The organism is Ralstonia condita (assembly GCF_958405655.1).
GTDB lineage: Bacteria > Pseudomonadota > Gammaproteobacteria > Burkholderiales > Burkholderiaceae > Ralstonia > Ralstonia condita.
In genome coordinates, this window is record NZ_CATYWO010000002.1 from 161,178 (window position 1) to 184,142 (window position 22,965).

Below are 22,965 nucleotides of genomic sequence, written 5' to 3' on the forward strand. Positions count from 1 at the left end.
CGTACGCGCTGCCCGTGTGTCATTGGCGCGGCACGGAGCAGAAACGCCCGGCAATCCAGTCAAACACGCTGCCCTCGCGGAGCGAGCGGCTCTGCGCGTCCTCACCGTAGCGAATCTGGTAAAGCGGGTTGCCGCTGGCGTTACGCGCGCGGTAGAGCGTCTGCGCGATGACCGTGTAGGTGCGCTGCGCACAGTCGAGCACCACCTGCTTGACCGAGGAGCGGATCGGCTGGCCATCTGCCGTCTTGATCGTGAAATCGGGCAGCACATTACGCAGCAACCGGAAATGCACGGTAGGCGTATCGCTGCCCGGGGCGGCCTCGACCTGGGGCTTCACCGATTGCCGGTCGATATAGGACACCACGCCGGTGGCGCCCACGAAGCGGCGCCACCGATCGGCGCTGCTGGTCTGTTCGGACACGCCGGCCGTCGCGGATGCCGCGGGCACAGCGGGGGTTGCGGGCGTCGCGCTGGCCGACGGCACGGCCGATGACGACGCAGTTTGCGCAAACGCGGGCATCGCTGCCCACTGCGCGACGGCCAGAATGGTCGCCGCGATGGCGCCTTGCCGGCGCCAGCCTCCTGTCTTCATGGATGATCTCGCCTAGCTGCAAATGCGAAGCTGGCGATTTTACCGCGACCGCGCAACCGCTTTCATCACATCTGATCGGAGGTCTCCGCTGCATCCGCACCAGCAAACTTCAGATACAGCCCGCGCAGCGCCTGCGTCAGCGGGCCCGGCTGCCCATTGCCGATCGTCACGCCGTCGATGGACGCCACCGGCATCACGAACGTCGATGCACTCGTGTAGAACGCCTCCGCCGCCTGCTGAGCCTCCTGGATGGAAAACGTCCGCTCTTCCAGCGTGAGACCATGCTCACGCGCCAGGGCCATGACCGACACGCGCGTGATGCCCGGCAGCACGGCGTTCGACAGCGGACGCGTGATCAGCCGCTTGTCTGCGGTGATGATGAACGCCGTGGACGACGCGCCTTCCGTCACGCGATCGCCGTCGGTCATCCACGCTTCGTGCGCGCCGGCGCGGGCCGCCATCTGCTTGGCCATCACCTGCGGAAGCAGGCCAACGCTCTTGATGTCGCAACGCTTCCAGCGCAGGTCGGACACGGTGATGACGGTCGCACCTTTGCGCGCCAGCGGATTGTCAACGATGGTCTTGACTTGCGTGAAGGCCACTGCGGTGGGCGTCATGTCTGCTGGAATGCCAAAGTCGCGCTCGGCCACCCCGCGCGTCACCTGCATGTAGACAACGCCCTCTTCCAGGGCATTGCGCGCCACCAGCGCTTCGCACACACGCGTCCATTGCGCTCCGGTGTACGGATTGTCGATGCCGATCTCCGACAGCGAGCGCGTCAGGCGCGCAAGGTGGGCATCGTTATCGACCAGCTTGCCGCGCACCACGGCGGTGACTTCGTAAATGCCATCGGCAAAGGTGAAGCCGCGGTCCATGATGGAAACGGTGGCTTCGGCGGCGGGCACGTATTGGCCGTTCAGGAAGACGATTCGAGACATGCTTTCAAGAGAGAAATGGACTGGCCGGACGACCCCGCCAATACGACCCAAGGATACGTGGCCAGAACCGCCAGTGACGGGTTGACCGCACGTTATGCGCAAACGGCATGATGCTGCGGGGTGTCCGGTAAACTCGTCGCTTCACCGCTCGCACGCTGTCATGACCGAAGTCGTCATCCGCCCCGTTACCGACGCAGACCTGCCAGGCATTCTGGCTGTGCAGCAGGCATGCTACGGCGATGGTTTCCTCGAACCGGGCGATGCGCTGGCCAGCCGCTGGGCGCGCAGCCCGGCCATGTGCCTCGTCGCCTTGCAGGGCGACGGAGTCGTCGGCTACCTGCTCTCGCATGCGTGGCACGCATGGACACCTCCCAAGTTGCATGTGCCGCTGCCGCCCAACGACAGCGCAGATGAAGCGCTCTGGTTCGTGCATGACATGGCAATTGCGCCGGCGGGCCGGGGCCAGCGCCTGGGTGAACGTCTGTACAGCAGGGCCTGCGCGGCGGCACGGGCGAGCGGGTGCCGGCACTCGCTGCTCGTCGCGGTGCAACGTGCCGACATGTTCTGGCAACGCCTCAGGTATCGCCCTGCCGCCATCGATACGGAGGGGGCATCCATGCTGCGCGCCACCTACGGTGACGACGCAGTCCTGATGGAGCGGTCACTCCCGTGAACCCACGGCGTCACATTTCGTAACATCGGTATCGGTTCTGAAAGACAGTCAGCCCGCCACTGGTCTACAGTCCCGACGTGTCGAGGAAGTTCACCATGCAAAAGCTTTTGGCGCATTGCGCCCTGGCCGCAGCCGCGGCGCTGTCTTCTCACGCCGCGCTGGCGCACATCGATGTCGGCATCGGGATTGGCATTCCGGCCGAGCCTGTCTATGTGGCGCCCGCGCCGGTCTATGGGCCGCCTGCCTACGCGCCGGCCCCCGTGTACGTGGAGCCGCAACCCGTGATTGTTGCGCCCGGTTATGACGATGACGACTGGGCCGCACAGAAATGGCGGGAAAAGCAGTGGCGCGAGCAGCGCCGGCGGGAACACGAATACTGGGAACGCCGCCATCGCGATGACGACGACGATTGACCCTCAAGCCGCTTTCTTCGCCAGCCCCAGATAGGTTTCGATCACGCGCGGATTGCCTGCCAGTTCCTGCGCCGGCCCCTCGAGCATCATGTCGCCAGTCTCCAGCACGTAGCCGTAATCGGCCACTTGCAGTGCCGCGCGTGCGTTCTGTTCGATCAGCAGCGTTGCCACGCCGGTTTTGCGCAGGTCACTGATGATGTGGAAGATCTCTTTCACGATTAGCGGTGCGAGACCGAGGCTGGGCTCATCGAGCATCAGCAACTGCGGCTTGGCCATCAGTGCGCGACCGACCGCCAGCATCTGGCGCTCGCCGCCGGAGAGCGTGCCGGCTTCCTGCACGCGTCGCTCCTTGAGTCGCGGGAAGAGATCGTAGACGAGGTCCATCTGGTCCAGGTAATGGCGCTCCCCCGCGCGCTTGCGCCGGTACGCGCCCAGCACGAGATTGTCTTCCACGCTCATGGTGGCGAACAGCTCGCGCTTTTCGGGGACCAGGCACATGCCACGTGCGACGCGCTTTTCCACCGGCAGCCCGGTCAGGTTGTGACCCAGGTACGAGACGACGCCACTGGCTGACCCCGTGATCGGCAACGCGCCCATGATGGCGCCCAACATCGTCGACTTGCCCGCGCCATTCGGGCCGATCACGGTGACGATCTGCCCCGAGCCCACCTTGAGGTGGGCGCCATGCAGCGCTTCCACCTTGCCGTAGCGGACGTGCAAGTCCTTCACTTCGAGAATGACTGACATGCGCGCTCTCCTTATTCCACGCCGCCGAGATAGGCTTCCAGCACCGCCGGGTTCTGCTGCACGTCCTGCGGGAGCCCCTCCGCGATCTTGGTGCCGAACTCCATCACCACAAGCCGGTCGGTGAGGTTCATCACGAAATCCATGTCGTGCTCGACCAGCAGCACGCTCATGCCTTCGGCCTTGAGCTTTGTGAGCAGTGCGGCCAGTGCCTGCTTCTCCTGGTAGCGCAGGCCTGCGGCGGGCTCGTCGAGCAACAGCAGTGCCGGATCGCAGCACAGTGCGCGCGCGATTTCCAGAATGCGTTGCTGGCCAAGCGCCAGGCTGCCTGCCTCCTGATACATGCAATCAGCCAGTCCCACGCGCTCGAGCTGTCGGCGCGCCTCGAACAGCAGCTTCTGCTCTTCGGCCTGATTCATCCGAACGACGCTGGCGAGCACGCCGCCCTGCGCCGCGAAGTCGCCACGCAGGTGCGCGCCGAGTGCGACGTTCTCGAGCACGCTCATGCCCGACAGCAACTGGACATGCTGGAACGTGCGGCCGATGCCGCGCTTGACGATCTCCCGCGACGGCTTGCCGCTGATGGTTTCACCGCGATACAGCACCTCGCCGCGCGTGGCGGGCTGCACACCGGTCACCAGGTTGAATGTGGTCGACTTTCCGGCGCCGTTGGGACCGATCAGGCCGATGATTTCGCCGGCCCGCACCTGGAAGCTCACATCGTTGACCGCCACCAGACCGCCGAACTCCTTGCGCGCTGCGCGCACGTCGAGAATCAGCTCACCGGCCTGCGGCTTGTCCCGCTGCATGAGCGCCGGCGCTTCGTCCGGCGCACGCGCCGTCGGCTCCGAAGGAAGCAGCTTGCGGATGAACGGCCATACGCCGTCGCGCGCGTACTGCAGCAGCAGCACCAGGAGCACGCCGAACACGATGATCTCGAAGTTGCCGTTGGTGCCCAGCAGCTTCGGCAGGATGCTCTGCAGGCTGTCTTTCAGGATGGTCAGCACACCGGCGCCAAGCACCGCGCCCCATACGTGCCCCACCCCGCCGACCACCGCCATGAACAGGTATTCGATGCCGTAGTTCAGGCCAAACGGCGTCGGGTTGACCGCGCGCTGCAGGTGCGCATAGAGAAAGCCCGACAGGCATGCCAGCACCGCCGCGCACACAAAGATCACCACCTTCATCCACGCGGTGTTCACGCCCATCGCTTCGGCCATGGTGCCACCGCCCTTGAGCGCACGGATGGCGCGCCCCGGCCGGGAGTTCAACAGGTTCTGCACCGCCAGCACTGCCACCACCACCACCGCCCAGATCAGATAGAACATCTCACGCCCGGTCTGCAGCGGATTGCCGAGCAGGTTCAATACAGGGATGCCGTTCAAGCCGTCGTACTTGCCCAGAAACTCGAGGTTGCCGAACAGGAAGAACAGCGACAGGCCCCAGGCAATCGTCGCCAGCGGAAGGTAATGGCCCGACATGCGCATCGTGATGAGGCCGATGAGGTAGGCAGACACCACCGTAATGACCAGCCCCGCCAGCAGGCCGATCCACGGTGACACGCCGTACTGCGTCGTGAGATACGCCGTGCTGTACGCCCCCAGACCCACGAACGCCGCCTGCCCGAACGACGTCAGTCCGCCCACGCCGGTCAGCAGGACCAGGCCCAACGCGACGAGGCTGTACAGCCCGATGTAATTGAGCAGCGTGATCCAGAACTCGGGCGTCGGCAGCACGGGCAAGAGCGCCAGCACGATCACAAACAGCGCAGTCAGGAGGCGGTTGCGCGTGAGCCAGCCCCGCTGCGTTGGCCGATCGGAGGATTTCGTCAATGTTGTCATCGCTTTATTCCTCTTCCTCGACATGCTTGGTGGTGAGCGAGCGCCATAGCAACACGGGAAGGATGAGCGTAAACACGATCACCTCCTTGAACGCCGAAGCCCAGAACGAAGCGTAGGACTCCAGCAGCCCCACCAGCAGCGCGCCCAGCGCGGCAACCGGATAGCTCACCAGCCCACCAACGATTGCACCCACGAAGCCCTTCAGGCCGATGAGGAAACCTGACTCGTAATAAATCGTGGTGATGGGGGCGATGAGGATGCCGCACAGCGTACCCAACGCGGCAGCCAGCGTGAAGGCCAGTCGTCCGGCCTGCGTGGTGCCGATGCCGACCAGCCGCGCGCCCAGCCGGTTCACCGCCGTTGCGCGCAACGCCTTGCCCGACACGGTGCGGCCAAAGTAGAAGTACAAGGCCACGATCATCAACGCCGACACCAGCACCACCCACAGGCTCTGGCCGGACACCGTCAACGCGCCGAGGTCGAATCGTGCATCGGAAAATGCATCCGTGCGCGAGCCTTCGGCGCCGAACATCACCAGGCCGAGCCCGACCATCGCAAAGTGCACGCCCACCGAGACGATCAACAACACCAGGGTGCTGGCCTCGGCCAACGGCTCGTAGGCCAGCCGGTAGATCATCGGCCCCATGGGAATGACGATCAGCAACGCCAGCGCCACCTGCACCACCTGCGGCAAGGTCATGGGTGCCAGTACGGCGGCCGCAGCGTAGATGGCCAGCGGAAACACCAGGTACTTCACCGCGTAGAGGGCGCCCGTGCGCAGCGCATGCAGACGCAGTTCCGGCTGCAGCAGCGTACGCCCCATCTCGACAAGGAACGTGAGCACGCCCAGCACCACCAACAGGCTGGCAGACAGCGGGGCCTTGTTGGACTGCACGGCCGCCAGCGTGAGCGCGCCATATGCGACGAACTCCCCTTGCGGGATGAAGATCACGCGCGTGACCGAAAACACCAGCACGAGTGCCAGCGCCAGCAGCGCGTAGATCGCGCCCGACGTCACGCCGTCCTGCGCCAGGATGGCGGCAATCGACAAGTCCATGGGTCTCCTTGTTCTTGTGATCGTGGAGCTCGCGCGACAGGCCAACAGCGCGAGGGGGCGCCACGAGTTACGAGAGGGTAAATGTTTTACGACAGGGTGAAATTGGCGAGAACCCTAACGGGCCGGTCTGGCGCGCCGGCTGGCTGCCTTCCCCGGTGCCGGGTCGGACGGTGCCTGCAGCATGGCAGAAAGCTGCGTCACGAAGGCACGCAGCGTCGCTTCCAGCTCGCCGCCGCGCTCCGCATGGAACACCGCGCGCAGGTTCAGCGCGATCACCACGAGGGCCAATTGTCCGCGCGCGCCAAATACGGGCAGCGACAGCGCATTCACGCTCGGTAACAGACTGCCGGCCACCCACGAGGCCCCCGCTTCGCGGATGTCTTCGCACAAACGGTAGTAATCGGTCAGCGAGCGCGGCAGGTCGGGCAAGTCATCGCCCGCGCGGCCGTGCAGTTCGCGCTCGACCAGCGGCAGCGTCTGTTCGATCGGCAGATAGGCACCGAACAGGCGGCCGGTGGCGGAATTGAGCATCGGCATGACGTCGCCGATACGCAGGTTCACCCCAGGCACACCTCCGGCCTTCTCCCAATGCACGACGGTGGGGCCGCGATCACTCCAGACTGCGATACCGATGGTGTGCCCGGTTCGATCCCGCAGGCCGGCCAGCAAGGGCCGGGCACGCTCGATGGCCTCGTTCCGGTTGAGGCTGGCCAATCCGAGGCGCAACGCAAAGGGGCCGAGTTCATAGCGGCCCGTCAGCGGGTCCTGCGAGACCGCTCCCACGCGCTGCAGACTCACGAGATAACGATGCGCCTTGGACGGATGCATGCCGGCCGCGCGCGCCAGGTCACCAAGCGCCATCGCGCGCATGGCACGGGTGAGTGCAACCAGCAATTGCGAGCCGACCTCGATGGACTGGATGCCCGAACGATCACGGCCAGTGCGTGCGTCTTCGGCATCGGCGTCGGCCGGCAGCGCGTCTTCGACTTCGGTGATCTCCATGTCCGTGGGCGCGTTAGACGAATAAGTGCTGCGAGCGTAGCACGTCACGCGCTGCGTCCCGCCGCCTTTACTTTTTATGCATTGTAAAAACAGTAATGCTAATCATAATTCTCGTATACCCTAGGCGCCTGCCCGGACGGCCCGGTCTATGATTCGCTGCAAGCGGCATGGCCTGATGTCGACGCGCCTCCAAACACGGCTTCAGGCTGGATCCCACCGCAAGGAAAATTCCCCAACACGTAATCCACTACACCAGGAGTGACAGAATGGCCAAAGCCTTCGCCTCGCAAGCCGACCTCGAGGCCAAACAAGTCACCTTCACCCAGCTCTCCCCCAACGCCTACGCCTACACCGCGGAGGGCGACCCCAATTCTGGCGTCATCATCGGCGACGATTCGGTGCTGATCGTCGACACCACCGCCACGCCTGCGATGGCGCAAGACCTGATCGCGCGCATCCGCGGCATCACCGACAAGCCGATCAAGCACGTCGTGCTGTCCCACTACCACGCCGTGCGCGTGCTCGGCGCATCGGCCTACTTTGCCGAGGGCGCACAGCACATCATCGCCAGCCGCGGCACGTATGACATGATCGTCGAGCGCGGCGAGGCCGACATGAAGTCCGAGATCGAGCGCTTCCCGCGTCTGTTTGCAGGCGTCGAAACGGTACCCGGCCTGACCTGGCCGACGCTGGTGTTCGAGCGTGAGCTGACGCTCTTCCTCGGCAAGCTCGAAGTGAAGATCCTGCACCTGGGCCCCGGCCACACGAAGGGGGACACGGTCGTCTGGATCCCGTCGCAGAAAGTCCTGTTCTCGGGTGATCTGGTCGAATACGACGCCGCCTGCTACTGCGGCGATGCCCAACTCGAAGAATGGCCTGCCACGCTCGATGCCCTGCGTGCGCTGGGTGCGGAAAAGCTCGTGCCTGGCCGCGGCCCCGCACTGCTGAATCCGCAGGAGGTGGACAAGGGTCTTGCCTACACGCGTGATTTCGTATCGACGCTGCTGCACGCCGGCCGCGAAGCCGTGGCGCAGAAGATGGACCTGAAAGCCGCCATGGCGCACGCTCGCGCGGCGATGGACCCGAAGTTCGGCCACGTCTTCATCTACGAGCACTGCCTGCCGTTTGACGTGACGCGCGCCTTCGATGAAGCCAGCGGCATCAAGCACCCGCGCATCTGGACCGCCCAGCGCGACAAGGAGATGTGGACAGCGCTGCAAGGCTGAACCTTCTGTTCCATTCATGACGGGCCGGCCATGACCGGCACGCGTGCGAGCGAGACATGAATCCCCATTTCCAGAACCGCGTCTTCCCATACGCGCCTTACGCAGAGCAGCAGCCCGGCTGCAACGCGATGGCACGCCCTGTCGTCATCGTTGGGGCGGGCCCGGTCGGCCTGGCGACGGCCATCGACCTTGCACAGCAAGGCGTGCCGGTCGTCGTCGTGGACGACGACTGCACGCTGTCCACCGGCTCCCGCGCGATCTGCTTCTCCAAGCGCTCGCTGGAAATCTTCGACCGCCTTGGCTGCGGCGATCGCATGGTCGACAAGGGGGTGAGCTGGAACGTCGGCAAGGTGTACCTGAAGAACGAACTGCTCTACAGCTTCGACCTCCTGCCCGAGACGGGCCACAGGCGGCCGGCCTTCATCAACCTGCAGCAATACTACGTGGAAGGATTCCTCGTCGAACGCGCGCAGGCGCTGTCGAACGTCGAGCTGCGCTGGAAGCACAAGGTGGTGGACCTGGCGCAGGACGCCGATGGCGTGACGCTGACCATCGAAACACCGGATGGCAGCTACACGCAGCGCGCCCAATACGTGGTGGCTGCGGACGGATCGCGCAGCCCAGTGCGCCACATGATGGGGCTCGAAGCCCATGGCCAGACATTCAAGGATCGCTTCCTGATCGCCGACGTACGCATGGAAGCGCCGTTTCCGAGCGAGCGGTGGTTCTGGTTCGACCCGCCGTTCCACCCGAATCAATCGGTGCTGCTGCACCATCAGCCCGACAACGTCTGGCGCATCGACTTCCAGCTCGGCTGGGATGCCGACCCGGTGGCCGAGAAGCAGCCTGAGCGCGTGATCCCGCGTGTGCGGGCACTGCTCGGCGACGACGTGGAGTTTGAGCTGGAATGGGTCAGCGTCTACACCTTCTCGTGCGAGCGGATGGAGCGCTTTCGTCACGGCCGTGTGCTGTTCATCGGCGACGCAGCGCACCGTGTCTCGCCATTCGGCGCACGCGGCGCCAACAGCGGCCTGCAGGACGCCGAGAACCTCGCGTGGAAACTGCGCATGGTGCTTGACGGCGATGCTCCCGACACGTTGCTCGACACCTACGCCAGCGAGCGGGAATTCGCCGCCGACGACAACATCCGGCATTCCACGCGCTCGACCGACTTCATCACGCCCAAGAGCGCGGTCAGCCGGCTCTTTCGGGATGCGACGCTGCGTCTGGCAAAGCACTATCCGTTTGCGCGCACGCTGGTCAACAGCGGGCGGCTGTCGACACCGAGCGTGCTGGATGACTCACCACTCCTGACGCCCGATGAATCGCCTTTTGCGGGGGCACTCGTACCGGGCGCCGTTGCACTCGATGCCCCGGTGCGAGGCGCTGACGGCAAACCCGGCTGGCTGCTCAACCACCTGCGCGAAGGCTTTACGGCGCTGCGCTTCTGCAGCACCGGAGACACTGTCGACGCACTGCCCATACCCACGCTGGCTATTTTCCCCGCCGGCGGCCTGGGTGCGGTTGCGCCAGGCGTGACCGGGCTGGAAGACATCGACGGCCTCGTCGCACAGCGCTATGACGCCAGGCCGGGGACGCTGTACCTGATCCGGCCGGACCAGCACGTATGCGCACGCTGGCGCGCAACGGACGCCGCCCAACTGCTGAGCGCGGTTCATCGCGCCACCGGTTTTCCCGCCACAACCCATGCACCACACGCCGCAGCCGCTGCCTGAGCACCATGCCGTTGAACACACAATCCAATCTGGCGCGCCCGGACGATTTCTACGAGGCGCTGATCGACGCGCACCGTGACCTGTCCGATGAGCACAGTGCGATGCTCAATGCGCAGCTCATCCTGCTGCTAGCCAACCATATCGGCGACATGGCGGTGCTACGGGAAGCGCTGGCTGCCGCACGATTGGCACTGCCGTCCCGCGCTGGCTGAGAGGGCGCAGGACAGACCGCCTTCGGCGAGCGCCGGGCGCCTAGCGCGCGTGCCTGGTTGCGGCAAGCTGCCCGCGCCGATACTCACCCTGCCGCTCCAGCATCCAGCCCGGATACTCAGCAGGAAGCCGGCTGACGCCATCGAGCTGCGCCAGTTCGTCCGCCGTCAGCACCACCTGCGTGGCGGCGATGTTGTCGTCGAGCTGTTCGATCTTCTTGGCACCCACGATGACGGTGCTCACGGCACGCTGATGCAGCAGCCACGCGAGCGCGATCTGCGCGACCGATACTCCGCGTGCGTCGGCCATGACACGCATGGCGTCCACGCAGTGGTAAGCGCGCTCGCGGTCCACTGGCGGAAAGTCAAATGCGGTGCGGCGGCTGCCTTGCTCGCCCTGCCGCTCGCGCGTGTACTTGCCGCTGAGCAGCCCGCCAGCCAGCGGGCTCCACACCATCAGGCCAAGCCCTTCGCTCTGCAGCATCGGCACCAGCTCACGCTCGAGATCGCGCCCGGCAATCGTGTAATAGGCCTGCAGGCTTTCAAAGCGCGCGCAGCCCAGCCGCTCGGCAATGCCGAGCGCCTTGACGATCTGCCAGGCGGCCCAATTGGATACCCCGACATAGCGCACATGGCCGTGCTGCACGAGCGTGTCGAGTGCGCGCACGGTTTCTTCAATCGGCGTCGCCGGGTCGAAGCCGTGGATCTGGTAAAGATCGACGTGGTCGAGCTGCAGGCGCTTCAGACTCGCCTTGATCCCATCCATGATATGGAAACGGGATGCGCCGCGTGCATTGGCGCCCTCACCCGTCTGGCCGAATACCTTGGTGGCAACGACCACGCTGTCGCGAGGCACCTTGAGGTTCTTGAGTGCCTGCCCCGTCATCTGCTCGGACACGCCGTTCGAATACACATCGGCCGTGTCGATGAAATTGATGCCGGCATCGAGCGCACGGCCGATCAGCCGTTCCGCATCGGCCTGCTGCAGGTCGCCGATATGCTGCCAGATGCCATCGGTGCCGCCAAAAGTCATTGTGCCCAGGCACAGTTCCGATACGAACAGGCCCGTCCGTCCCAACAGGTTGTAGCGCATGAGTTCGACTCCGGTACGTGGTGATTGGATGCTGAGCGCGCAAGCTCAGATACGCAAAGCAGCGGAGAGGATAGGACGGATCCGCAAACCTTGCAGGGCGACCAACCGGGCCGCATGGTGTCGATGACCGCACGGGAGAACCGATTGCGGCGGCCGATGCGCAACGGCTGGCCTAGGCCGTCATCGGCCTCGGCGGAGTTCAGGCTTCCCGCTCTGCAAAGCGCTGCGCGACCACGTTGCGCAGCCACTGGTTGCCGGCGTCCTGATGGAAACGCCGGTGCCAGAACACATTCGTTTGCAGCGCGGGCAGCTTGAGCGGCGGGGCCACGAACTCCAACCCAAACGGCGGCGCCGCGCGCTCGGCCAGCTTGCGCGGCACCGTCACCACCAGATCGGTCGTGCTGACGATGTACGGCACCGCCACGAAGTGCGGCACCGAAAAGCGCGCCGACTGCGTGATGCCCGCCTTGTCGAGCAGCGGCCCGATGGCGTTGTAGGGGCTGGCCGAACTTGCCACCACCAGGTGTGACGCTGCGCGAAAGCGCTCCAGCGTCAGCTTGCCCTCGGACAGCGCATGGCCGCGCCGGAACATGGTCACGTAATCCTGCCGGAACAGGCGGCGCTGGAAGAGGCTCTCGCCGGAAAGATCATCGAAGGCGCCGATGGCGAGGTCGATGGCACCGGCCTCCATCTCGGCCTTCATGTCGAACCCGCCCGCACGCTGGGTGTCGAGGCGCACGCCGGGTGCCTGCTCTGCACAGAGCTGCGCCAGCACCGGCATGAAATACACCTCGCCGACATCGCTCATGGCAATGGTGAAGGTGCGCGTGGAAGTGGCCGCATCAAAGTGCGTGCGCTGGCCGAAGGCGCGTTGCAGCGTGTCGAGCGCGGTGGCCACCGGTTCAGCCAATTGCTCGGCAAGTGCCGTCGGCATCATGCCGCGCGGGGTGCGGACAAAGAGTTCGTCGTCGAAGGTCTGGCGCAGGCGCGACAGCGCGTTGCTCACCGCCGGTTGCGACAGGCCCAGCCGCTCGGCCACGATGGAAATGCGCTTTTCGCGCAGGATTTCCTGAAACAGCACCAGCAGGTTCAGGTCGACATCCCGCAGGTTCAGCATGGCGGCGCCTCGACATTCACAGTATCAATAGCATGCATTCTCGCATTGATATTCCAAATTTTCACCCGATCCGGACAATACGCGCATACCAAAAATCCAGAACAGAGCGGCAACGCCGCCACCGGAGACCACCATGCGCCCTGCTCCCGCTGCTCATGAAGCGCCATCCACGCCCATCGACCTTGCCCACTGGACAACCGGCAAGCCCGCTTGATGGCCCGGTAACGACTACGCTTTCCCTGAAGACGCTCCTGACTTTTCTCCAAGGACTTCACCATGAACATGCTCGCCCCGACGGCCAAGAACGCATTCACCCCCGCGTCGCTGGACCGGCCCGCTTACCAGAGCGGCTTCGGCAACGAGTTCTCCACCGAAGCCCTGCCCGGTGCGCTGCCGCACGGCCAGAACTCCCCGCAGAAGGCGCCGTATGGCCTGTATGCGGAACAGATTTCCGGCACGGCGTTCACCGCCCCGCGCGCGCACAACCGCCGCTCGTGGCTGTATCGCATTCGCCCCGGCGCCGTGCATCTGCCGTTCGAGGCCATGGCGCAGGGCCGCTTCCACAGCCACTTCAACGAGGTGCCGCCCTCGCCCAACCAGTTGCGCTGGGACCCGCTGCCCGCCCCGGCGGCCGGCACCGATTTCATCGACGGCATCGTCACCTTCGCCGGCAACGGCGGGCCCGACGCGCAAACCGGCTGCGGCATCCACCTGTACGCAGCCAACGCGTCGATGACCGACCGCTTCTTCTACAACGCCGACGGCGAGCTGCTGATCGTCCCGCAGCAAGGCCGACTGCGCCTGCTGACGGAGATGGGCGTGGTTGATGTCGAGCCGCTGGAGATTGTCGTCGTCCCGCGCGGCGTGCGCTTCCGTGTCGAATTGCCCGACGGCGACGCGCGCGGCTACATCTGCGAGAACTTCGGCGCGCTCTTCCGCCTGCCGGACCTGGGCGTCATCGGCTCGAACGGCCTGGCCAACCCGCGCGACTTCCTCACACCGCACGCGTGGTACGAAGACCGCGAGGGCGCCTTCGAACTCGTCGCGAAATTCCAGGGCAGCCTGTGGACCGCGAAGATCGGCCACTCGCCGCTGGACGTCGTAGCCTGGCACGGCAATCTCGCGCCGTACAAGTACGACCTGCGCCTGTTCAACACCATCGGCTCGATCAGCTACGACCATCCGGACCCATCGATCTTCCTGGTGCTGCAAAGCCCGTCCGCCACGCCGGGTGTGGACTCGATCGACTTCGTGATCTTCCCGCCCCGCTGGCTGGCCGCCGAAAACACATTCCGCCCGCCCTGGTTCCACCGCAACGTCGCAAGCGAATTCATGGGCCTGATCCAGGGCGTGTACGACGCCAAGGCCGAAGGCTTCGTGCCAGGCGGCGCCAGCCTGCACAACTGCATGAGCGGTCACGGCCCCGATGCCGACACCTTCGAGAAAGCCAGCAACAGCGACACCACCAAGCCGCACAAGGTCGACGCCACGATGGCCTTCATGTTCGAAACGCCAGCGGTGATCCGCCCCACGCGCTTCGCTGCGGAATCGGCGCAACTTCAAGCCAAGTACTTCGAATGCTGGCAAGGCCTGAAGAAACATTTCGACCCGAGCAAGCGCTAACCGAATCCACCTTGACGCCAAGGCAAGCGCCGCGAAGGTTTGGCCGTTGATGCCCTAGATGGCGCCTTGAATTTCTGTAAGCGGGCGGAAAAAAGAAGGAGGCCTGTTTGAGCGAAGCGAGTTTGCCTCCTTCCCCGCACGGTCACATAAATTCAAGGGGATGTCGCCATCTCGGGCGCGCCTTTCTTTGCTTACTTTCTTTGGCAAGACAAAGAAAGTAAGTCGCCCCCGGCAGGGGGTGAAACAAGGGATGCACCAGCAACGTCAAGCAATAACCGACTCAACAAACAAACCATCGCCCCCATCATGACCACCCGCCAACTAAGCTGGCTAGGATCCGCCAACACCCCCGACACCCATTTCCCCCTGGAAAACCTGCCCTTCGGCATCTTCTCCACCAAGGAAAACCCGTCGCCACGTGCGGGCGTCGCGCTGGGCGATCAAGTCATCGATCTCGGCGTGCTGGATGACGCCGGCCTGCTGCCCGCATCCACACGCGGCACGTTCCGCACCGGCAAGCTCAACAGTTTCATCGCCCTCGGCAAGCCCGTCTGGGCGGAAACGCGCAAGAAGCTGCAAGCGCTGTTCAGCGTGGCCGACACCCACGTACGCGACAACGCCACGCTGCACGCGCGCGCGCTGGTGCCGCAGGCGCATGCGGTGATGCATCTGCCCATCGACATCCCGGGCTATACCGATTTCTATTCATCGAAGGAACACGCCACCAACGTCGGCCGCATGTTCCGCGACCCCGAGAACGCGCTGCTGCCCAACTGGCTGGAAATCCCGATCGGCTACAACGGCCGCGCCAGCTCCGTGGTGGTGAGCGGCACACCGCTGCACCGCCCGATGGGCCAGATCAAGCTGCCCGACCAGCCTCGTCCGATCTTCACGGCCTGCCGCAAGCTGGACTACGAACTCGAGATGGCCTTTGTGGTCGGCAAGCCGAGCGCGCTGGGTGAGCCGGTTTCCGTCGACGCGGCACCGGATCATATGTTCGGCGTCGTGCTCCTCAACGACTGGAGCGCGCGCGACATCCAGCAATGGGAATACGTGCCGCTCGGCCCGTTCAACTCGAAGGGGTTCGGTACATCGATCTCGCCATGGATCGTGACGATGGACGCGCTGGAGCCGTTCCGCGTGGCCAACCCGGCGCAATCGCCTGAGCCGCTGGAATACCTGCGCCAGAGCCACCCCAACGCTTACGACATCGCCCTCGAAACCGCGCTGCGCCCCCACGGCGGCGAACGCACCACCATCGCCCGCACCAACTTCCGCGCGATGTACTGGACGATGGCGCAACAGCTTGCACACCACACCGTATCCGGCTGCAACGTGCGCGTGGGCGACCTGATGGGCTCCGGCACCATCAGCGGCACGACGCCGGATTCGTACGGCAGCCTGCTGGAGCTGACGCTCAACGGCAAGCAGCCGCTTGATCTCGGCAACGGCACCACGCGCGCGTTCCTGGAGGACGGCGACGAAGTCATCATGACCGGCTGGTGCCAGGGCGATGGCTATCGTGTGGGCTTTGGGGAAGTGCGCGGCGAAATCCTGCCGACGCGCGGCGTGAACTAACGCGTCTCGGGGCGGCGGACCGTCGGTCCGCCGCATGCGTCATTCCGCCTTGTCCTGCGCAACATCCAGCATGGCGTCACCGATCACGTTTTCACCGGCTGCCTTGAGCGCCTCCCCCGCACCGCGTACATCGCGTGCTTCGCGGTTCTGGCCGAGCTTGAGCTTGCCTTCCAGCCGTGTGATCTCGATCTCGATGCCAACGATCATCTTGAGCAGATCGTCGACGTAGTCGGCGGGGGCATCCGACATCTTCCACGGCACCGGCTGCGAGGCCTCGTGCGTGCGCGTGAGGCGGGCGACCACGCCTCGGACGAAGCGCTCGTCATCGCGAATGGTGATGCGCCCATGCGCATGCACTACGCGGTAGTTCCATGTGGGCACATGCTTGTGATGCGCCTGCTTGCTCGGATACCACGTCGGCGAGATATACGCATCGCCCGCGCGGAAAATCACCAACACCTCATCGCCGTCGGCCACGTCCTGCCATACGGGGTTGGCTCGCGCCACGTGGGCGTGCAGCATGCCCCGGGGGCCTTCTTCCGGCAGCAGCAGAAACGGAATGTGATTCGCGTCGAGGCCGTTCTTGCCGTGCGTGACGAGCGAGCCGAACGGGTTCTGCGCGATCAACAGGAGGAGCGCGTCGGTGCGCGACGCTTCGAAGTGGGTGGGAACGTACATGGCAACTCCAGGCCGTGACATTGGGCAGGTGAGGCAGACGCCCATTGTGGCGCGAACACCGTCCCGGATATAGAGCCAGCGCGATCCCGTTTGCGGGAACCATGGCGCCGCATGACCGGCGAGCTACTGCGGCGCGGGCTCGGCCGGACCGCTGAACATGCGCGTGCGGTCGTCGTAATTGAAGAGCCCGGTGTAACGTCCCCAGTCGATCGCGGTACGCAGGGTGACCTCTGCATCGGCCTGGTTCAGGTGGTCCTGCAACTCCAGCGCAAAGCGCGCTCGTGGCGCACGGTGCCCTTCGCGCTCGTCGAGGACTTCGCGGATGCGCATGGCCAGTGGAACGAACCGCTGCAAATGTTCCCGGAACAGGCGCTTGCGCTCGTCATCCCCACTTTGCGCGAAGACACGGCCGGCAGTGGTGAGCTTGAGGGTGCCGCCATGCAACTCGGCAAATTCGAGAATGTGAAGCGCGGTGGCGATCGGGAACAGGTCGTGAAGCCGCAGCGTGAGGGCTCCGGCAATCTTCGGAAGCGTTACGTGACCCGCGTTGGACGGCGCGGCCAGGGCCTCGATCAGCTCATCGATCTGGTGGCCCGATACCCCCGGCAAACGCATGGCCAGGCCGCTATGCGCGCGGGTATCGGGCACTTCGGTCAGGCGCGCCGTCAGGATCGAGTAGATGTCATTGACGATCGACTGGAATGCAGCATCCAACCGGTTGCGCGGCTGCGGCAGAGGCACGCAGATCTCGGCCACGATGTGCCCTGGATTGGCGCCCAGAACGAGGATGCGGTCGCACATCAGCACGGCCTCCTCGATGTTGTGGGTGACCATCAGCACCGCCCGCGTCGACAACTGCCGCTGCGCCCACAGGTCGAGGAAATCGGTGCGCAACGTTTCGGCGGTGAGCACATCCAGCGCAGAGAACGGTTCGTCCATCAGCAGCAGGGTCGGCTCGCTGACGAGCGCGCGCGCGAAGCCGACCCGTTGGCGCATCCCCCCCGAGAGCTCGCGCGGAAACGCCGATTCGAAGCCGTCGAGGCCGGTCAGCTCGATGGCGGCCATCGCGCGCCGGCGCGCCTCGTCGAGCGGCAGACTCAGCGCGTCCAGCCCGAGCTCGACGTTGTCGAGCACCGTCAGCCACGGGTAAAGCGCGAACGTCTGGAAGACGACGGCAATGCCCTCCGCGGGCCCGTCAAGCGGCTGGCCGCGATAGCGCACGCACCCCGAAGTCGGCTTGACGAGGCCCGCAGCAATGCGCAGCAGCGTCGATTTTCCCGAGCCGGAACGGCCCAGCAGCCCGAGGATCTCGCCGTCGTGCACGGCAAGATCGATCTTGCCGAGCACCGTCAGCGGCTCGCCGGAAGGCTTGGCGAACGACTTGCAGACCTCGCACAGCTCGATCACCGGGGCGGAAGATTGAGGCTTCGACATGGCGGTCAGTCCAGGCGCATGCGACGTTCCGCATATGCATACAGTGGCCGCCACAGCAGGCGGTTGGTGGCAATCACCATCAACGACATGGCCGCGATGCCCAACGCGATGCGGGGGTAATCGCCGGCAGCAGTCTGCTGGGCGACGTACGCACCCAATCCTTGCGCCTGCAGATGCACGGCACCCCAGCTGACGGCTTCGGCGACGATGCTGGCGTTCCAGGCACCACCGGAGGCCGTGATGACCCCTGTCACGTAGTAGGGCAGGATGCCCGGCAGCATCACCTTGCGCCACCAGTTCGGGGCGCGGATGCGGAAGCTGGTCGCAGTCTCGCGCAGGTCGCTCGGGAACGCCGCCGCCCCTGCGATCACGTTGAACAGGATGTACCACTGGGTCCCAAGGATCATGAGCAGGCTGAGCCAGACATCGACTGAACCGTGGAAACGCACGATCAGGAACACCACCACGGGAAACAGCAGATTGGCGGGAAACGCCGCCAGGAACTGCGCCAGCGGCTGCACTCGCGCCGTCCAGCGCGGGCTCAATCCGACTGCCACGCCGACGGGTACCCAGACGATCGACGCCAACGCGATCAGCGCCATCACACGCAGCAGCGTGAACGCGCCGCTGCGCGCCACGGTCGCCACGTCTGTCCACGCCAATGTTCGTCCGGCAAGGCGGTAGAGGGCCAGCATCGCGTACGCCGCGCCGGCGGCGCAAAGACCGAGCCAGAGCGCATCACCCAGTCGCCGCGGCATGGCGCCTTTCCATCGCATCGCGGGCAGGGGCCAACGCAGCTGGGCCCGTGCAGCCTGATGCAGCGCGATACCAACCGGCGCCATCATCCGTTGCACCCACGCGGAACGGTGAAACAGATCGAGCAGCCAGCTCCTCGGGGGCATCTGGCTCGCCGTCTGCTCGAAGCGGAACTTGTCGGCCCACGCCACCATGGGCCGGAAGAGCAACTGGTCATACAGCACGATTGCCACGGCCATTGCAAGGATCGCCCAACCCACCGCGCCCAGATCACGCTGCGCGATCGCACGGGCAACGTAGGCGCCGACACCCGGTAGCGCGACCCGCACATCGCCCACCGAGATCGCCTCCGATGCGACCACGAAGAACCATCCGCCCGACATGGACATCATCATGTTCCATACCAGGCCCGGCATGGCGAATGGCACCTCAAGCCGCCAGAAGCGCTGCCAGGACGAGGCGCGAAAGCCCCGGCTGGCCTCGTCCAGGTCGGCGGGGATGGTACGCAGGGCCTGGTAAAAGCTGAACGCCATGTTCCACGCCTGACTGGTGAAGATGGCGAAGACGGCCGCCAGCTCCGCCCCCAGCACATTGCCCGGGAACAGCGCCATGAAAAACACCACGGTGAACGACAGGTAGCCCAGGATCGGCACCGACTGCAGGACATCCAGCAGCGGAATCAGCACCATCTCGGCGCGCCGGCTCTTGGCGGCCAGCGTTGCGTAGGTGAACGTAAACAGCAGGGACAAGGCCAGGGCCGCGAACATGCGCGTTACCGTGCGCAGCACATATGCGGGCAGCGCAAGCGGCGAGAGGGAGATTTCCGGCTGACTGGCTGCCACCAGCGGCCCCACCATCTGCCGAGCACCACTGCCGAGCAGCAGCACCATGCCCAGGACAAGCAGCATGGCCAGCAGATCCCTCCAACGCGGAACATGCGGCAGCCATTGGCCACCGCCTGGCACCTCGGCATGGTGCTCCATGGTCTTCCCCTTCGGGCGCGCGGGCGGCGCGGGCCGCCTTGTCCATGGTCGAGTATGGTGGACGAAGCGGCACGGCGGCCGTTGATGCAAATCAACGGCCAGGGGTTCGTCATGCAACCGTCATTGAACCGCGACGCTCAATCGCGCAACAGGTTCTTGGCGATGATGAGTTGCTGGATCTGCGTGGTGCCTTCGTACAAGCGCAGCAGGCGCACATCGCGATAGAAGCGCTCGGCCTTGTACTCGGCAATGTAGCCCGCGCCACCGTGAATCTGCACCGCGCGATCGGCCACGCGGCCGACCATCTCCGTACAGAACATCTTGGTGCACGACGCCAGCATGCTGACTTCGTGGTCCTGTTTACCGACGGGCTTGGCGTCGTAGCGGCGCGCGCAGTCGCGCACCATCGACATGCCCGCGTACAGCTCCGCCTGGCTGTCGGCCAGCATGGCCTGGATCAACTGAAAGTCTGCGATGGGCTGGCCGAACTGCTTGCGTTCCTTGGCATACGCCACCGCATCAGCAATCAGCCGGTGCGCCATGCCGCACGCCAGCGCCGAGATGTGCAGGCGGCCGCGGTCCAGCACCTTCATCGCCGTCTTGAAGCCCTGCCCCGCCACGCCGCCAATGATGTTGGCCGCCGGCACGCGCACGTTGTCGAGCATCACATCGCATGTTTTGGTGCCGCGCTGCCCCATCTTCCTGTCGGGCTTGCCGAGCGTGATGCCCGGCGTATCGGCTGGCACGATAAAGGCCGAGATACCGCCCGCGCCCTCGCCGCCCGTGCGCGCCATCAGCGTGAATGCCCCGGCGCGCGGCGCGTTGGTGATGAAACGCTTGGTGCCGTTGATGACGTAGTGATCGCCGTCCAGCGTGGCGCGCGTTTGCAGCGATGCGGCATCTGACCCCGCATTCGGCTCCGTCAACGCAAACGAGATGATCAGCTCGCCGCTGGCAATGCGCGGCAGGTAATCGGCCTTCTGCGCATCGGTGCCGTCCATCAGGATGCCCTGCGAGCCGATGCCAACGTTGGTGCCGAACACCGAGCGGAACGCAAACGCCGTGTGGCCGAGGTCGTACACCACCTCGCATTCCTGGGCCATCGACAGGCCAATGCCGCCATGCTCCTCCGGGATCGACAGGCCGAAGAGGCCCATGTCCTTCATGTCGGCGACGATGTCGGCGGGCACGTCGTCTTCGTCTTCGAGGATGTTTTCGGCCGGCATGAGCCGGTCCTGGATGAAGCGCTGCACCGATTGCTGCAGCAGACCGAACGATTCGTCGTCGAGCGCCATGTCGCTTGCTCCTGTGGGATGTTCGGGTCGATGTTACCGGGTTGCTGCGTTTTGACAATCCAGACCTGTATCAACAGAATGTCGAATCGGCTTCATCAATTCACGTACTGGAATGGATCTCAACGCACTCAAGCTGTTCGTGGAAATCGTCGATGCGGGCAACCTGTCCGCGGCGGCGCGCCGCCTGCAGACCACCCGCTCCAATGTGAGCCACCGGCTCAAGGCGTTCGAGCGGGCGCTGGGCGTGCAGTTGCTGCGCCGGACCACCCGCCGGGTCGAACCCACCGAAGTGGGGGCCGGCATCTACGAGCACGGGCGCAGCATCCTGCGCGAGATGGCAGCCGCCGATGCGCTTGTCTCGTCGCTCGGCAAATCACTGCAAGGCAGCGTGCGGCTATCGGTGCCAACAGGGCTAGGGCACTTGCTGGTGTCGCCGTTGCTGGTGGCGTTCAAGCGCGCGTACCCGGACATCCGCCTTGACGTGCGCTTCGACAACCGCGTGTCTGATCTGATTGGCGAAGACGTCGATGTGGCGCTGCGCATCGTGTCGAACCCGCCGGAATCGCTTGTCGCGACGCTGCTCGATGAGGTGGACTGGGTGCTGTGCGCAGCGCCCGACTACCTGGCGGCGCGCGGCGTGCCCAGCTCCGTTGAAGCGTTGCGCGATCACACCATCGTGAGCGCGCCGGCAGTCGGCCAACCGTTGCGGCTCGCCGCCCAGCTGGGCGATGAGCGCACAGCAGTCACGCTCGACCCTGGCGTGTCTTCCGACAACTACCTGTTCCTGCAAGCCGCCGTGCGTGCCGGAAACGGGCTCGGCATCCTGCCTTACTACGCGGCGGCCGACGACCTGCGCGAGGGATACATCAAGCGCGTGCTGCCGGCCTACCGCTTCAGCGTATTCGGCAGCCGCCTCTACATGCTCGCCATGCCGAGCCGCTATCGCACGCTGGCGACGCGGCATCTGCTGGATTTCCTCAAAGCGGGGCTGCAGGGCAAGCTGCCGCGGTTGCCCCAGAAGGCCAGTGCCTGATTACCCCTCCAGCGGCATCAACCCCTGCAGCTGCGCAAAGCAGATCGACTTGGCGGTCTCGATAAAGTCCTGCGCAAACGGGGCCTGCGCGTAATCGCGCGTCATCGCCGCATAGAGGTCGCTCCACAAGCCCTCCTTTCCGACACGCTTGGCGACGACGTATTCGTAATCAACGTAATTCTTGATGCCCCAGCTCGGCAAGGCCGCCAGCCCGCGGCGGCTCGCCACGAGCTGCAGCACGGCGATGGTGAGCTCGGCCGTGCGGCGATTGAACACGATGCCGGCAGGGGTCAGCACCTGGCGGATCAGGTCGATGCGCTCTTCCGGCACGGGATAGGTGATGAGCGTCTGGTCGGTGAAGTCCTTCGCTTCGAGCCACTTCCTGCTGCGCAGCGGATGGTCGACCGGCAGCACGGCGAGGATCTCGAAGCGAAACAGCGGCGCAAAGACCACCCCGCGGCGCATCTTGGCATCGGAGCCGATCACCACGTCGGCACGCCCGTCCTTGAGCAGCGCCAGCGGGTCCGCATGAAAGCCGGACACGAGGTCCATCTCGACCTCCGGCCAGCGCTGGCGGAAGGCATCCATGACCGGCATGAGCCAGTCGAAACACGTGTGGCATTCGAGCGCGATGCGCAACGTGCCAGCCGCACGGCCCTTGATGCGTTCGAGGTCGCGCTCGGCAGCCTGGATGTCGGCCACCACCTTCTGCGCCAGCTCCAGAAGGCGCTCGCCGGCCTCGCTCAGCTCCACGGTCTGTCCTTTGCGGCGCACGACCGCCAAACCGTAGTGCGATTCCAGCGCGCGCAACTGGTGCGACAGGGCCGACTGCGTCAGATGCAGCCGCTCCGCCGCACGCGAGACGGAGCCGCCATCGGCCAGGGCAATCAGTGTGCGCAGATGTCGGACTTCCAGCATGGGTGTGAAGCGATATATGAATTGAA

The 22,965-nt window shown here is 65.1% G+C and carries 21 protein-coding genes; 8 read left to right on the top strand and 13 right to left on the bottom strand.

Annotated elements, in window-relative coordinates:
- Positions 1 to 19: 19 nt before the first annotated feature.
- Both R2N03_RS07290 and R2N03_RS07295 read right to left on the bottom strand, forming a co-directional pair.
- Positions 20 to 592, bottom strand: coding sequence for a surface-adhesin E family protein (locus R2N03_RS07290; protein ID WP_316656899.1), 573 nt, complete (start codon positions 590 to 592; stop codon positions 20 to 22).
- A gap of 65 nt (positions 593 to 657) precedes the next feature.
- Positions 658 to 1,530, bottom strand: a complete 873-nt coding sequence (locus R2N03_RS07295) for a D-amino-acid transaminase (RefSeq protein WP_316656901.1) — start codon at positions 1,528 to 1,530, stop codon at positions 658 to 660.
- A 160-nt stretch (positions 1,531 to 1,690) separates the two neighbouring features.
- Here R2N03_RS07295 and R2N03_RS07300 point away from each other — a divergent pair, with 160 nt between their 5' ends.
- Together R2N03_RS07300 and R2N03_RS07305 are read left to right on the top strand one after the other, a co-directional pair.
- Complete coding sequence (locus R2N03_RS07300) at positions 1,691 to 2,203, top strand: GNAT family N-acetyltransferase (RefSeq protein ID WP_316656903.1); 513 nt, start codon at positions 1,691 to 1,693, stop codon at positions 2,201 to 2,203.
- 95 nt (positions 2,204 to 2,298) lie between these two features.
- Complete coding sequence (locus R2N03_RS07305) at positions 2,299 to 2,616, top strand: hypothetical protein (RefSeq protein WP_012430488.1); 318 nt, start codon at positions 2,299 to 2,301, stop codon at positions 2,614 to 2,616.
- 3 nt (positions 2,617 to 2,619) lie between these two features.
- On the opposite strand, the gene R2N03_RS07310 is transcribed toward R2N03_RS07305, so the two are convergent.
- The 4 genes from R2N03_RS07310 to R2N03_RS07325 all read right to left on the bottom strand — a co-directional run bounded on the left by R2N03_RS07310 (position 2,620) and on the right by R2N03_RS07325 (position 7,260).
- Positions 2,620 to 3,363 carry an ABC transporter ATP-binding protein gene (locus R2N03_RS07310; protein ID WP_182557780.1) on the bottom strand — a complete coding sequence of 248 codons (744 nt, stop codon included), beginning with the start codon at positions 3,361 to 3,363 and terminating at the stop codon, positions 2,620 to 2,622.
- Positions 3,364 to 3,374: 11 nt separating this feature from the next.
- Entirely contained in the window at positions 3,375 to 5,201 is a 1,827-nt protein-coding gene (locus R2N03_RS07315) for a branched-chain amino acid ABC transporter ATP-binding protein/permease (RefSeq protein WP_316656908.1), read from the bottom strand.
- A gap of 4 nt (positions 5,202 to 5,205) precedes the next feature.
- Positions 5,206 to 6,258: a branched-chain amino acid ABC transporter permease gene (locus R2N03_RS07320; protein WP_316656910.1), complete on the bottom strand. Its 1,053-nt coding sequence runs from the start codon at positions 6,256 to 6,258 to the stop codon at positions 5,206 to 5,208.
- Positions 6,259 to 6,372: 114 nt separating this feature from the next.
- Positions 6,373 to 7,260 carry an IclR family transcriptional regulator gene (locus R2N03_RS07325; protein WP_316656911.1) on the bottom strand — a complete coding sequence of 296 codons (888 nt, stop codon included), beginning with the start codon at positions 7,258 to 7,260 and terminating at the stop codon, positions 6,373 to 6,375.
- Positions 7,261 to 7,526: 266 nt separating this feature from the next.
- On the opposite strand from R2N03_RS07325, the gene R2N03_RS07330 reads away from it, so the two are divergent.
- From R2N03_RS07330 to R2N03_RS07340, 3 genes are read left to right on the top strand one after another with little or no spacing between them, the layout of a single operon-like run.
- The gene (locus tag R2N03_RS07330; RefSeq protein WP_316656913.1) at positions 7,527 to 8,486 is read left to right on the top strand and encodes an MBL fold metallo-hydrolase; all 960 of its coding nucleotides are present in this window, start codon (positions 7,527 to 7,529) and stop codon (positions 8,484 to 8,486) included.
- 56 nt (positions 8,487 to 8,542) lie between these two features.
- A complete protein-coding gene (locus tag R2N03_RS07335; RefSeq protein ID WP_316656916.1) occupies positions 8,543 to 10,222 on the top strand; it encodes an FAD-dependent oxidoreductase in 1,680 nt (559 codons plus the stop codon).
- Between the two features lie 5 nt (positions 10,223 to 10,227).
- On the top strand, positions 10,228 to 10,434 hold the full coding sequence (locus tag R2N03_RS07340; RefSeq protein WP_316656919.1) for a DUF2783 domain-containing protein: 207 nt from the start codon (positions 10,228 to 10,230) through the stop codon (positions 10,432 to 10,434).
- Positions 10,435 to 10,474: 40 nt separating this feature from the next.
- Here R2N03_RS07340 and R2N03_RS07345 read toward each other — a convergent pair whose 3' ends face one another.
- On the bottom strand, positions 10,475 to 11,524 hold the full coding sequence (locus R2N03_RS07345) for an aldo/keto reductase (protein WP_012430496.1): 1,050 nt from the start codon (positions 11,522 to 11,524) through the stop codon (positions 10,475 to 10,477).
- A gap of 199 nt (positions 11,525 to 11,723) precedes the next feature.
- Entirely contained in the window at positions 11,724 to 12,641 is a 918-nt protein-coding gene (locus tag R2N03_RS07350) for a LysR family transcriptional regulator (RefSeq protein WP_316656922.1), read from the bottom strand.
- A 276-nt stretch (positions 12,642 to 12,917) separates the two neighbouring features.
- On the opposite strand from R2N03_RS07350, the gene hmgA reads away from it, so the two are divergent.
- Positions 12,918 to 14,264 (top strand): homogentisate 1,2-dioxygenase, encoded by a 1,347-nt coding sequence (gene hmgA / locus R2N03_RS07355; protein ID WP_182557772.1) that lies wholly within the window; start codon positions 12,918 to 12,920, stop codon positions 14,262 to 14,264.
- 306 nt (positions 14,265 to 14,570) lie between these two features.
- Positions 14,571 to 15,842 (top strand): fumarylacetoacetase, encoded by a 1,272-nt coding sequence (gene fahA / locus R2N03_RS07360; protein ID WP_316656926.1) that lies wholly within the window; start codon positions 14,571 to 14,573, stop codon positions 15,840 to 15,842.
- Between the two features lie 39 nt (positions 15,843 to 15,881).
- Here the strand turns inward: fahA and R2N03_RS07365 are convergent, their stop codons facing one another.
- From R2N03_RS07365 to R2N03_RS07380, 4 genes are all read right to left on the bottom strand, one after another.
- Positions 15,882 to 16,520 (bottom strand): FMN-binding negative transcriptional regulator, encoded by a 639-nt coding sequence (locus R2N03_RS07365; protein ID WP_012430501.1) that lies wholly within the window; start codon positions 16,518 to 16,520, stop codon positions 15,882 to 15,884.
- 123 nt (positions 16,521 to 16,643) lie between these two features.
- Positions 16,644 to 17,954 (bottom strand): ABC transporter ATP-binding protein, encoded by a 1,311-nt coding sequence (locus tag R2N03_RS07370; protein WP_012430502.1) that lies wholly within the window; start codon positions 17,952 to 17,954, stop codon positions 16,644 to 16,646.
- A 5-nt stretch (positions 17,955 to 17,959) separates the two neighbouring features.
- Complete coding sequence (locus R2N03_RS07375) at positions 17,960 to 19,693, bottom strand: ABC transporter permease (RefSeq protein WP_316656933.1); 1,734 nt, start codon at positions 19,691 to 19,693, stop codon at positions 17,960 to 17,962.
- Positions 19,694 to 19,830: 137 nt separating this feature from the next.
- Positions 19,831 to 20,988 (bottom strand): acyl-CoA dehydrogenase family protein, encoded by a 1,158-nt coding sequence (locus R2N03_RS07380; protein ID WP_316656935.1) that lies wholly within the window; start codon positions 20,986 to 20,988, stop codon positions 19,831 to 19,833.
- Positions 20,989 to 21,100: 112 nt separating this feature from the next.
- On the opposite strand from R2N03_RS07380, the gene R2N03_RS07385 reads away from it, so the two are divergent.
- On the top strand, positions 21,101 to 22,021 hold the full coding sequence (locus tag R2N03_RS07385) for a LysR family transcriptional regulator (RefSeq protein WP_012430505.1): 921 nt from the start codon (positions 21,101 to 21,103) through the stop codon (positions 22,019 to 22,021).
- On the opposite strand, the gene R2N03_RS07390 is transcribed toward R2N03_RS07385, so the two are convergent.
- The gene (locus tag R2N03_RS07390) at positions 22,022 to 22,939 is read right to left on the bottom strand and encodes a LysR family transcriptional regulator (protein ID WP_012430506.1); all 918 of its coding nucleotides are present in this window, start codon (positions 22,937 to 22,939) and stop codon (positions 22,022 to 22,024) included.
- Positions 22,940 to 22,965 lie beyond the last annotated feature (26 nt).